This is a genomic window from Litorilinea aerophila (assembly GCF_006569185.2).
Taxonomy (GTDB): Bacteria; Chloroflexota; Anaerolineae; order Caldilineales; family Caldilineaceae; genus Litorilinea; species Litorilinea aerophila.
The window spans coordinates 76,548-88,196 of sequence record NZ_VIGC02000021.1; the positions used below are offsets into that span (position 1 = coordinate 76,548).

At 65.9% G+C, this 11,649-nt stretch carries 9 protein-coding genes and 1 tRNA gene; 7 read left to right on the forward strand and 3 right to left on the reverse strand.

Translation table 11 applies throughout. The annotated features are described in order from the left end of the window. Positions 1 to 78: 78 nt before the first annotated feature. From FKZ61_RS15740 to FKZ61_RS15750, 3 genes are all read right to left on the reverse strand, one after another. Complete coding sequence (locus tag FKZ61_RS15740) at positions 79 to 1,116, reverse strand: SH3 domain-containing protein (RefSeq protein WP_141611085.1); 1,038 nt, start codon at positions 1,114 to 1,116, stop codon at positions 79 to 81. 67 nt (positions 1,117 to 1,183) lie between these two features. After that, entirely contained in the window at positions 1,184 to 2,863 is a 1,680-nt protein-coding gene (locus FKZ61_RS15745; protein ID WP_141611086.1) for a sugar transferase, read from the reverse strand. A gap of 15 nt (positions 2,864 to 2,878) precedes the next feature. Beyond that, positions 2,879 to 3,541 (reverse strand): class F sortase, encoded by a 663-nt coding sequence (locus FKZ61_RS15750; protein WP_141611087.1) that lies wholly within the window; start codon positions 3,539 to 3,541, stop codon positions 2,879 to 2,881. A gap of 420 nt (positions 3,542 to 3,961) precedes the next feature. On the opposite strand from FKZ61_RS15750, the gene FKZ61_RS15755 reads away from it, so the two are divergent. The 7 genes from FKZ61_RS15755 to FKZ61_RS15785 all read left to right on the forward strand — a co-directional run bounded on the left by FKZ61_RS15755 (position 3,962) and on the right by FKZ61_RS15785 (position 11,640). Next, positions 3,962 to 7,348, forward strand: a complete 3,387-nt coding sequence (locus FKZ61_RS15755; protein WP_141611088.1) for a caspase family protein — start codon at positions 3,962 to 3,964, stop codon at positions 7,346 to 7,348. Positions 7,349 to 7,407: 59 nt separating this feature from the next. Further along, positions 7,408 to 7,504 (forward strand) — tRNA-Sec (locus FKZ61_RS15760). 194 nt (positions 7,505 to 7,698) lie between these two features. Continuing rightward, positions 7,699 to 8,112 carry a hypothetical protein gene (locus tag FKZ61_RS15765; protein WP_141611089.1) on the forward strand — a complete coding sequence of 138 codons (414 nt, stop codon included), beginning with the start codon at positions 7,699 to 7,701 and terminating at the stop codon, positions 8,110 to 8,112. Positions 8,113 to 8,124: 12 nt separating this feature from the next. Then, a complete protein-coding gene (locus tag FKZ61_RS15770) occupies positions 8,125 to 9,048 on the forward strand; it encodes an ATP-grasp domain-containing protein (protein ID WP_141611090.1) in 924 nt (307 codons plus the stop codon). A gap of 19 nt (positions 9,049 to 9,067) precedes the next feature. Next, positions 9,068 to 9,487: a hypothetical protein gene (locus FKZ61_RS15775; RefSeq protein ID WP_141611091.1), complete on the forward strand. Its 420-nt coding sequence runs from the start codon at positions 9,068 to 9,070 to the stop codon at positions 9,485 to 9,487. Beyond that, positions 9,484 to 10,419 carry a GNAT family N-acetyltransferase gene (locus FKZ61_RS15780; RefSeq protein WP_141611092.1) on the forward strand — a complete coding sequence of 312 codons (936 nt, stop codon included), beginning with the start codon at positions 9,484 to 9,486 and terminating at the stop codon, positions 10,417 to 10,419. The genes FKZ61_RS15775 and FKZ61_RS15780 overlap by 4 nt, the downstream gene beginning before the upstream one ends. Before the next feature lie 69 nt (positions 10,420 to 10,488). Then, positions 10,489 to 11,640 (forward strand): glycosyltransferase family 4 protein, encoded by a 1,152-nt coding sequence (locus tag FKZ61_RS15785; protein WP_141611093.1) that lies wholly within the window; start codon positions 10,489 to 10,491, stop codon positions 11,638 to 11,640. Positions 11,641 to 11,649 lie beyond the last annotated feature (9 nt).

Here is an 11,649-nt window from a genome sequence, read left to right on the forward strand (position 1 = left end):
GAAGGCCCCATGCCGGAAGTGGATGGGCCCTCCCACCGGTGGATCTGCCGGGACATGGAGGCTCAGGAACGGCCTGGCTCAAGGCGCAAAGGGCAGGTCGGCCGGGGGCAGGCCGATGGTGAGCGCGGCCGTCACGCTGGGCGCGTTCCGGGCCACGGCGGCAGCCAGGTTGTCAAAGACGCTGCCGTCGGGCAGGTCTGGCGCCACGGTGACGGTGACCGTAGCCGAGGCGCTGGCTCCGGCGGCCAGGCGTGGCCAGGTGATAACGAACGCGTCGGTCCCCTGGGCCGTGGTCTCATGGGTGAGCTGCCCACCCTCCGAGACACTGGCGTCCACAAAGGTGAGCATGGGCGGCAGCTCGTCGCTCAGCTCCACCCGTACCGCGTCCACGTTACTGGTGTTGGTGACCGTCAACTGGAGCGTCAGGGTCTGCCCCTGCCAGACGAACGCCGGGGACTGGCTCATGGTCAGGGCCAGGGCCGCGGTTTGGGGGGTGGGCGTCGCGGCCGGCGTCGCCACAGCCACCGGCTGCGCCTCCCCGAAGAGCGGCAGCAGATCCATGGACTGGCTGCGGTCAAACAGGGGCTCGACCAGTTGAGCACTGACCCACCCTTCCTGGTCGGTGCCTGTCACGCAGCAGATGTACCACCAACTGCTGTCTGTGTTGCGGGCGAGGACCGTCAGTTCGTCATTCAGCCGCACCTGGCCCAGGATGGGATGATTGGTGCCCGGGCCGGCGCGCACGTTCAGGAGCGTCACCGTGACGCGGGCCTTCAGGGCTTCCGCTTGGGTCGGTGCAAACAGCTCAGACAGATCATTTTCGCCGGCGGGTTCTTCATCGGCCGGCTGGGACGGTGCCGGCGCCTGCTCTTCCTCGTCGTCCTCATCGGGCTGGGAGGGGCGGGGCGTGGCGGTGGGCACCGGCTCGCCGGACAGGGTGGGCGTGGGGCGAGGGACCGTCTGATTCAGGGGGGCGGCCACGGGTGCAGCCCAGGCCGGCGTGCCCACAATCAGGACCAGGATGGCCAGGCCGGCGACGGTCAACACCAGCCAATGGCGGCCCAGGCGGCGGACCAGGTTCCCCTTCTGCACTGCGTTCTTCTGGTGGACTTGCATGGGTCTTGCGCCTCCATACGGTTCGAATCATCTGGGTTTCACCCGTGACTGCGCGGATGAATTTCTGTCAGTAGGCACCGTTGCCGCGCCAGATGGCCGGAAAGGTGCGGAAGATGATGACAAAATCGCGCAACAGGCTGTAGTTGTCGATGTATTCCAGTTCCAGTTCCAGTCGTTCACTCAAGGTGAGGTCGCCCCGGCCGTTGATCTGCATGGGGCCGGTCATGCCCGGTTTCACGGCCAGCCGGCGCCGGAACCGGTCGTCGTAGAGGGCCACGATGCGGGCCTCCTCGGGCCGGGGCCCCACCAGGCTCATGTCGCCGATGAGGACATTGTAGAATTGGGGCGTTTCATCCAGACTGGTGCGGCGCAGGATGCGCCCCACCCGAGTCACCCGGGGGTCGTTGGCCAGCTTGAAGACCGGTTCCCGCAGTTGGTTCAGGTCCACCAGCTTTTCCAGCTGCTGGTCGGCATCCTGGACCATGCTGCGCAGTTTGAACATGCGGAAGGGCCGACCGTTCTCACCGATGCGAGTCTGGCAGTAGAAGACCGGCCCCGGCGAATCCAGCTTGATGGCCAGGGCAGCGATGGCCACCAGGGGAATGGAGAAGGCCAGGCCGATCAGCGCCCCCACGATGTCAATGATGCGCTTGCACAGCCGCTTCCAGCCCGGGATGACCGGCTGCCGGGCGCCGGGAACCGTGCCGGCGAAATGGATGGTGCCCAGCAGGTAGCCGGCACCCAGGGCCACAGCCCGGGTGACCAGCATGGGGATCCCCACCAGGGCCAGGAGCCAGGAGTGGCGGGCCAGCTTGGCCAGAAAGGGCAGGGCCGTGGCCAGAAACAGCAGCGCCACCAGAACCAGCGCCCCGCCAAACCAGCGCAGGGGCGGCCAGGCCAGGCCCAAGAGGGCCAGGGGCAGGCAGGCCAGAAAGAGGCCCGCCAGCACAATCTGGATCTTGAGCACCTGGGGCGTGTGGCTGTCCTGGACCATCCGCTCCGGATGCCATCGGGTTAGCAGCGCCTTCCAGAAGCCAATAAAATACTTGCGGCGTGCATACTCCCCCAGGTCGCTGTCGTGGAGATGGCGGACCCGGGCCCGGGGTTCAAAAACCAGCCGGTATCCCTTTTGGGCCAGGCGAAAGCTGAATTCCTGGTCCTCGACGCTGGCAGTGGTGAAGATGGGGTCGAAGCCGCCGTTCTCCAGGAAGATCTCTCGCCGGTAGCCGGCCGAGTAGGTGTCGATGAAGTCGATCTGGGCCAGACCCCGCATGCGGTCGTAGCGGTCCTCGTATTCGGCCTGGACGAAGCGGGGCACCAGCCCCCGCTGATCGGTGAGATACGCGCCTTTGACGCCCACTACCTCCGGATCCTCAAAGGCGGCCAGCATGGTTTCCACCCAGTCGGGCATGGGCGCGCAGTCGGCATCGGTGAAGAGCAGGATGGGCGCCTGGGCCATCCGGGCTCCGTGATTTCGGGCGGCCGCCGGCCCGGCGTTCTCCTGGCGGAGCAGGCGGATGGGGCGACCGGGGTGGCGGGCCATCCACTCGTTCACCTGCTCTGCTGTGTCATCCCTGGAGCCGTCATCCACGACGATGATCTCGTAGCGGTCGGGCGGTATCGTCTGGGCGGCCAGGGCATCCAGACAGCGGGTGATCACCGATGCGCCGTTGTAGACCGGCACAATGATCGAACAGCGAAGGGAACAGCCCTCCGGGGCAGGAATCGAACCAACGGGTTGCTGCATAGGTGACTTGCCACTCTACTCCTGAAGGACACCGACGAAGGAAGCCACCACGAAGATTCGATGGGTGGTGGTGAAATCAGGCCAGCCGGTCATCAGGGTGAGGCGCGGGCTGTCGCTGGCGGCAAAGTAGGCCGCTGCCTGCTGGGCCTCTTCCGGGGTGGCCCCGGTGATGGGGATGGGCTCCGAGACTTCCTCCACTCGATAGGCAAAGGTGATGCCGTCCGCGTCGGTCACCAGGATCTCCTGGCCGACAGCCACATTGCCCAGGGCCAGGGGGGCGAAGACGGGCTGTTCCCCGTTCTGGACACCGACGATGATGGTGTTGCCGGCCGCGCCGGCCGGCGCACTGTTGATGGCCCAGCCAGCCGCATCCGTGGGCACATCCCACTGGGTTACCCGCCCCTGCGCAGTACGGACAACCTTCCAGCCCATGGGGACTACCGACACATCCAGCCCGATTTCCGGGATGCGCAGGCGGACCGGGGGCGCTGCCTGTTCTGGCGCCAGGGGATCCACCGGGGCGAGCCCCTGGGTCGGCGTGGGCGTGGCAGTGACGACGGCGGTCGGGGCGGCTGCCTCCGGGGTGACCGGCTGACAGGCACCGACCAGCAGGACCACGAGGATGAGGCAGGCACTCCAGAGGGTGCGCTGCCGGGTCAGGCGTTTTACTCTCGACATGAAGATACCTCGGTCACTCCTGTCTGACATGAATCCTTGCTCGAAAAACATTCTTACAACATGACCCGCACACAACATAAGGCATTCTAGCGAACGGCTGGGGTTTCGGCAAATGGAGCTGATTCATCCCTGGCAGGAATCCAGGATTCTGCCAGAACAGCTGTGTTATAATAATCCGGTAAATTCCGGCAGAAATTCGTCGATAGTTTCCACCGGAGGGAGTGCGCCCAGAGGGCACCCGGAATTTCTGCCGTGGTATGTACGCCAGACTGTACTGCTGTCGGTTTCCATAGTCTGAATACGCCAGAGACCACCCATTTGATACGATCGGGATGTGCGACGGCACGGCGGCGTCAAACTTCTGCTGGGATCTACCACTGTGACCGGCTTACCCCTTCACCAATCGCCCAGGAGGCTTGCATGGCCAATCAGATTTATGCGCTCTTAGTCGGTATTGACCGATATGCCAATCCCAGCCAGGCGCCCCACCTGCGGGGATGTGTCGCAGATGTGGAGGGCACGTACAGCCTGCTGGTGCAACAGTTCGGTGTGCCGGAGGCGCATATCCGCCTGCTCACGGCCCGGATGGACGGGCGTGAGCCCCCGGAACGACTGGCCACCCGGGAGAATATCATCCAGGGTTGGCGCACCCATCTGAGCCAGGCCGGCCCCGGCGATCACGCCTTTTTCCACTACAGCGGCCACGGCTCCCAGGCCCGCAGCATCGACCCCAATGAACCGGATGGCTACGACGAAACCCTGGTCGCCCACGACAGCCGCACCCCGGGCGTCTACGACATCATCGACAAGGAACTGGCGGCCCTGATCCGGGAGGTGGAGCAGCGGGGCGCCCAGGTCACCGTCTTCCTGGACTGCTGCCATTCGGGCAGCGGGACCCGCCTGGCGCCGTCCGAGTCGGCCCCCCGGGTGCGCCAGTGCCCGCCGGACCTGCGAGAACGGCCCTTCGAAACCCTGCTCCCCGGGCTGACCCCTGGCAGCGGTACCCGAGGCACCCGGTCGCCCAGCGGGTGGGTGCCCCTGGGCAATCACCTCTTGTTGGCCGGTTGCCGGGACGAAGAGCTCAGCCACGAGTACCAGGTACCCACCACCGGCCAGTGGCAGGGGGTCACCAGCTACTTCTTCCACAACGCCCTGGCCAACCTCCATCCGGACATGACCTGGGCCGACCTGCATGACCGGGTGCAGACCCAGGTGCGGGCCATCTATCCGTCCCAGTCGCCGCAACTGGAGGGGCCAGGCCACCTCACTATCTTTGGCGGCCTGGGGCGGGTGGTGGAGCGTTATCTGTTGGTGACCCAGGTGGAGGGCACGGACTACATCCAGGTGAACGGAGGGGCGGCCGTGGGGCTCACGCCCGGCAGCCGGCTGGCCATCTATCCACCGGCCAGCACCCTGGAGGGGGAACCCCTGGCGACTGCCCTGGTGGAAGAGGTCAAGGTCGCCCACGCCTGGGCCCGGCTGGATCGGGCTGTGCCGGTGGAGCCGGCCAGTCGGGTTCGCGTCACAGCCTGGGGTCCCGGCGAGGCAAGCTACATCGTGGGGGTGGATGCGGAGCCAGTGCGCCAGGCCATCGCCACCCTGGCCGACGGTCAGCCTTCTCCCTTCTTACAGGTGGTCTCCCGGAACGCTTCCGGACCGGCGCCGGAGGTCCAGGTGGTCTCCCGGGAGGGGCGCTACTGGATCCTGGACCCGGCAGGTGCCCCCCTGGTTCGGACGGCTTTCCCTGTCACCCCTGAAGGTGCCCGCCAGGTCGCCGCTGCCCTGGAACACCTGGCCATCTACCGGAACGTGCGCTTCCTGCACAATCCGGCTGCCCATTCGGCCCTGGCCGGTGCCGTCCAGGTGGATGCCGTCACCTTCACCCAGTTGGGCCGCAACTACCGCCCGGTGGATCCGGCCCCCATCCGCGGCGAGGGCCACGAGGCGGTCATCCGCTCCGGCCAGAACCTGCTCCTGACCGTCACCAACCGTTCCCCCGAGACCCTCTACCTGGCGGTCCTGGAGCTGACGCCGGATTTCGCCATTCGGCGCCTCTATCCGCCGACGCGTCCCCACCAGACGGTGGCCGCCGGCAAGGCGGTACCCATCCCCCTGCGGCTCACCCTGGACGATCCCCAGCAGGAGAAGGCGGTGACCATCTACAAGGTGCTTGCCACCCGGGAGCCCACCTCCTTCGACGTCCTGCAGATGGGCGGCCTGCAGGAACCGGATACCCGCGGCGGAACTCGTGCCGCGGGGAACACGGCCCTGGCCCGGCTGCTCAACCGGATGCGGCACGACGGCACCCGGGCCTCGGAGCTGCTCCTGGATGACACCGACGACAGTTGGACCACGGCCCAACTGGAGGTGACGGTCCTCTCCGCTGCCCAGTCCCGCGCCCTGCCCCCGGGGCAGACCCGCATCACTGTGGCGGAGGCCCGGGAGTTGGTGCTGGAGAAGCCGGCCGGCCTGGAGGGCACCCTCTGGATCAGCAGCCTGGAGCAGGCGACCCGGGGCCTGGAAGGCAAAACCGGTCTCCAGTTGCCCCCCGGCCTGGCCAATCCGTCCGCCGCGGCCTTTTTCCGGCCGGTGACCCTGGGGGATGGCACCCGGGCCACCGATCCATCCCCGGCCGTGCTGGCCATCGCCGCGGAGAGCGCCGGGCTGGCCCAGGTTTCGCCGGAGCATCCCCTTCGTCTGGAGTTGACGGTGGACGACGAGCCCGGCCTGGCCGGCCTGGTGCCGGTGGCCTTCGATGGTGAGTTTTATTTCCTGGCCGGCCGACCCGCCGCCGTCCAGAGCCGGTCTGCCTCCAGCGGACAGCGGCGCCTGGCGGTCACGGTGGAGCAGCTTCCGCCCCCGGTGGAAGAAGAGGCGGATACTCGCGACCTCAAGCGCACGGCCCGGCTGTTCCTCTACAAGATTTTCGCCGGGGATCTGCCCGCGGATGCCGGGCTCCGTCGGGCCACCCTGGAGCAGGAGCAGGCCCGTTTCGACCCGATCCGGGGCGACGAATTGAGCCAGGCCCGCCGGGTGGCCCTCATGCTCCACGGCTTCACCGGCGATTCCCGCTGGCTGGTGGAGAAGGTCTGGCGTTGGGTGCAGAACAACGGGAACTACGACCTCTGCCTCACCTATGACTACGAGAGTTTTGGCACGGGCATCCGCCGTAACGGCGAGTTGTTGGCCCAGGCCCTGACGGGGCTGGGCTTTGGGCCGGACGATGGCGTCCACCTGGACATCTACGCCCACAGCATGGGCACCCAGGTAGCCCGGGCGCTGGTGGAGCTTTACGGAGGCGCGGCCTACGTGGATCGGGTGTTCATGGGCGGGCCGCCCAACGCGGGTTCCCCCCTGGCCCGGGCCCGGGTGCTGCTGCCCTGGCTGGGCAACATCCTGGTCAACCTGGCCGGCTCTGTGCCACCCGCACTCATCGCCCACTGGCTGTTGGGCCGGCTGAGCGAATCAGCCCAGGGCCTCCTGGATCTGGAGCCCGATTCGGACTTCTATCGGGCCCTCAATGACCCTGCGCGGCCGCCCACATCGGTGCCCTACTTCGTCCAGATCGGCGACAATTCGGCCTCCTTCCAGGACTGGCGCAAGTTTTCCAGCAAGGTCATGAAGGGGGTGGATGTGGCCCTGGATCTCTTCTTTCAGGACGACAACGACCTGTTGGTTTCCCTGGCCAGTGCCCGTGCCCTGGCAGACCGCTGGCCCAACTACCAGGAGGCAGTCCTGGGCATCAACCATTTCCAATATTTCTATTCGCCGGAAGGGCAACGGGTCCTGGCCCGCTGGCTGAGCTGAACCGGGGAAAGTGACTCCTGTTTTTGCTCCTGGCTGGTGGATTCTGTACAATGGTGGGCGGGAAGGCATGTGTCCCGGTGGATGCCCTGGTCTTCAAAATCAGTGGCAGGCGGCGCAGAGCCGGCTGCGGTGGGTTCGACTCCCACGCCTTCCCGCTTTGAATTTATGGCTGGCTCCCCTGCAAAAAGGGTGTTTTCACCGCGGAGACGCAGAGGAGGCAGCTGAAGTCCAGAGGGAGCTCAGAGAAAACCCGGCGTGCTCTGCGCCTCTGGGGTCTTTGTGTGGTCGAGTCATGGCTCGAATCGAAATTGCGCAGCGAACGTCGGTGACTGTGAAACGGTGAGTGCTGGATGGAAATTCCCCTTTTTCAGGAAGATGAGTCGCTCCGCTTCGAGCGGATGGTGCTCTATCCCTATCCCGATCTGACCCGGATCTGGACCCGGATCTGGCTGACCGCCGTGCCGGATCAGCATCCCAACGTGGAGGTACGGGTCCTCAACCCGGATGGCACCGAGAACAACAGCGTCTTCTTCCTCTCCCGCACCGAGCAGCGTATCGAGACCACCCTCCACATGCGCAACCCGGTGCCGGGGGCCACATACCGGGTGGTGGCGGAACTGACCCTGGGCCTTTCTCAACCGCCGGAGCTGATCGACCGTCGGGAGTTCGACCTGGTGCTGGAATTTCGGGATCCAGAAAAGGGAGAGGCCGGCTTCGGTTTCGGCGTGGACTGGGATGAACTACGGCAGCGCGCCCAGAGATAGGCAGGCGCATCCATGAGTCAGGTCAAGAAAATCGGCCTCCTGGTGGGCAGCGAATGGAGCTTTCCGCCGGCATTTTTGGAAGAGGTGAACAGCCGGGAGACCGATGTGGTGGCCGAGTTCGTCCTGCTGGGTGGCATCCGCATGGACGCAGCCTGCGAGTTCGCCGTCCTCATTGACCGTATCAGCCACGAAGTGCCCTACTACCGCACCTACCTCAAACACGCCATGCTTCAGGGCGCGTACGTGATCAACAACCCCTTCTGGTGGAGTGCGGATGACAAATTCTTCCAGGCCAGCCTGGCCCATGCCCTGGGCGTGACCATCCCCAGGACGGTGCTCTTGCCCATGAAGGCATATCCCGCCGGGGTGACGGGCGAGAGCCTGCGTAACCTGGCCTACCCCCTGAACTGGCAGGAGATCGTGTCCTATGTGGGCCTGCCTGCCGTGTTGAAGGATGTGCAGGGGGGGCTGACCCGCATGTACCGGGTCGACAGCCTGGAGGAGCTGATCCAGGCCTACGACCGAACGGGCCAGGCCTGCATGATGGTGCAGCAGTACATCACGGATGCCGACTATGTGCGCTGTCTCTGTATCGGTCCCGAAGAGGTGTTGCCCCTGCGCTATGATCCCGAAGCCCGCACCTACCTCACCGACGCGTCCCCCTTACCAGCCGAGCAGGAAGCGCAACTCCGATCCATCGCCCACCGCTTGAACCAGGCCCTGGGCTACGACGTCAACTGTGTAGAATTTGCCATTCAGGACGGCCAGCCCTACGTGGTGGACTTCATGAACCCCGCGCCGGACCTGGGTATCAACCACCTGACGCCCTCCTACTTCCACCGGGCGGTGAAGGCCCTGGCCGACTTCGCCATCGCCATGGCCCAGACCCCCACCCCCCAACCGCGAGAGTTCCGCTGGTCCGCATTGTTGGGCTGATGAACCTACGAGCAAGGCCATGTCAACCACCGTGTACACTGTCCATCCTCGATATCGACTGTGGGCCGTCGGCGCATTCCTGCTGGCCGGCCTCTACGCCTGGGAGCTGCGCCGCGGGTTCGATCTGGCCATCCTCTTTTTCTTCCTGATCGCCCTGGCCGTCCTGGCCTGGGCATTGCGCGCCTTGTTGAGTCGGGTGCAGGTGGAGGATGGCGGCGTAACCCTGCGCCCTCCCTTGGCGACGCCCACGTCGGTGGAGTATCGGCAACTGATCAGCGTCAGTCAGGACGGCCGCTGGAATCGCTCCATCACCCTCATCTACCACCCGCGGTTGGAAAACGGCCTGCTGGACCTGGAGCAGGCCCGCACCCTGGCGCTGCCCAGCCTGGTCAACCAGGAGGAGTTGTTGGCCACCCTGATGGCCCGGATGCCCCAATGATCCCGTTTGCACCGGAGTTGACCATCCGCCCTGTGGATGCGGGCGACGTGGAGCGGCTGTTGCCCCTGTTGGCGTCCCACCTGGCCCAGACTCCCTATTGTACCGCCCTGGAGGCTGCCACGGTGGTGGAGCAGATCCTGGCGCCCGATCCTCCCACCGTTTTCCCCGTACGCTGGCTCCAGCGGAGCCAACTGGGCGCATGGCGGGCTCGCCAGCTGGTCGGCTTTGTGGATGTGGCTGTGGGCCACGACAGCGAGAGCCTGGCCCGCTCCGAATATCGACCGTTGGGGCTCCTTCGCTTCATGGCCCTGCCCCAGGATCCATCCCTGGCCACCGAGGTAGCTGCTGCCCTGTTGGAGGCTGCCGAGCACTTCTGGCGCACCCAGGGGGTGGGCTATGTCAGGGCCTTCCACATTAGCACGGGGTATCCGGTTTTCCAGGTCGGGGCCGGTATCCTCCCGGGGAACTGGCATCACCATATGCGGGCCCTGACGGCAGCGGGTTTCCAACTCTGTGAACGATATTACTGCCTCTACCGCCCCCTGGCTCGCCCCCTGGAAGAGGTCACGCCCCTGGCCCTCCTCAGCCTGGTCTACCAGGGCAATGCCCGGGACCGCACCTATCAGGTATATCGGCGGACCGACTGGGTGGGCCGGGCCCGCATGGTTCGGGCCGTGGTGGATGAGCCCCGGGGCGGCTCCATGTCGGTGGCCTACGTGGCGGACCTGTATGTTGACGCCCCGTGGCGACAGCAGGATATCGGCAAATGGCTGCTTCGCCGCCTCATCAACGACGCCACCCTGCAAGGGTATGTGCAGATGGTCGTCCACCTGGCCCATGGCTGGCATGCGGCCATGAACCTCTTCATCCAGCAAGGTTTCCAGGAATTGGACTATCGCGGGTACACTTTGGAAAAGGTGCTGACACGGTAAAGGTGCTGACACGGTAAAGGTGCTGACACGGTAGGCGTATCGCTCCAGCCAGAACGGAGGCTGCTTCGATTGCATGTTCTGTTTGTTACCGGCGAATATCCACCCATGGCGGGCGGCGTGGGCGCCTATACGGCCGCCCTGGCCCACGCTTTGGAGACGCTGGGGCTTCAGGTGAGCGTGATGACCTCTCGCCAGGCTCGTCCCTCGCCGCCAGGAGAAGGTGTGGCGGTCTATCCCTCTGTCCGCCGCTGGGATTGGCGTATCTGGCCCGGCATCGCGCGTCGGGCCAGGGAAGTGGGCGCGGACTGGATCCACGTCCAGTATCAGACGGGCGCCTATGGCATGCACCCGGCCGTCAACTTCGCCCCCCGCTGGTGGCAGCGCGCCGGCCTGCGGGTGGCGTGGACATACCACGACCTCCTGGTGCCGTACCTCTTCCCCAAGGCAGGTGCCCGCCTGCGACGCTGGGTGACCGAGTGGCCGGCCCGGACCAGTGACCTGGTGGTGGTGACCAACGAGGGAGACCGCATCCGCCTGGCCGGGCGAATCCACCCCCGGCGCCTGGCTCGCATCCCCATCGGGAGCAACATCCCCACCCATCCCATCACAGAGGAGGCCCGCCGGGCGCGCCGCGAGTCCTATGGCTACCATGAGGAAACCCTGGTGGTTGGCTATTTCGGTTTTCTCAACCGCAGCAAGGGAGGGCTCACCCTGGTGCGGGCCCTCCATGCCCTGGCCCAGCGGCACCCCGACGTACGCCTGCTGATGATCGGCGAGCGGGTCGGCGCCAGCGACCCCACCAACTATGCCTATCTCCAGGAGGTGGAAGCCCTCATCCGGGAGCTGGACCTGGCTGAGCGGGTTCACTGGACCGGCCACCAGCCCGATGGGGAGGTCAGCGCCGATCTGGCTGCCTGTGATGTGTTGCTCATGCCCTATGAGGACGGCGCCAGCCTGCGCCGGGGGACCCTGATGGCCGGGCTGGCCCACGGCTGTGCCATCGTGACCACCACGCCCCAGGATCCGCTCCCGGAGCTGGTCGATGGCCGGGATCTGATCTACGTGCCCCCTGGGGATCCGGAGGCGGCTGCAGCAGCTGTGTTGCAACTGGCTGCCCAGCCCACCTGGGCTCAGAACCTGCGGGCCAACGCCCGGGCCAGAAGCGACCTGTTCCGTTGGGAGGCTATTGCCGCTGAGCATGTCCGTCTTTATCAAAGCTAGAGAGACCTT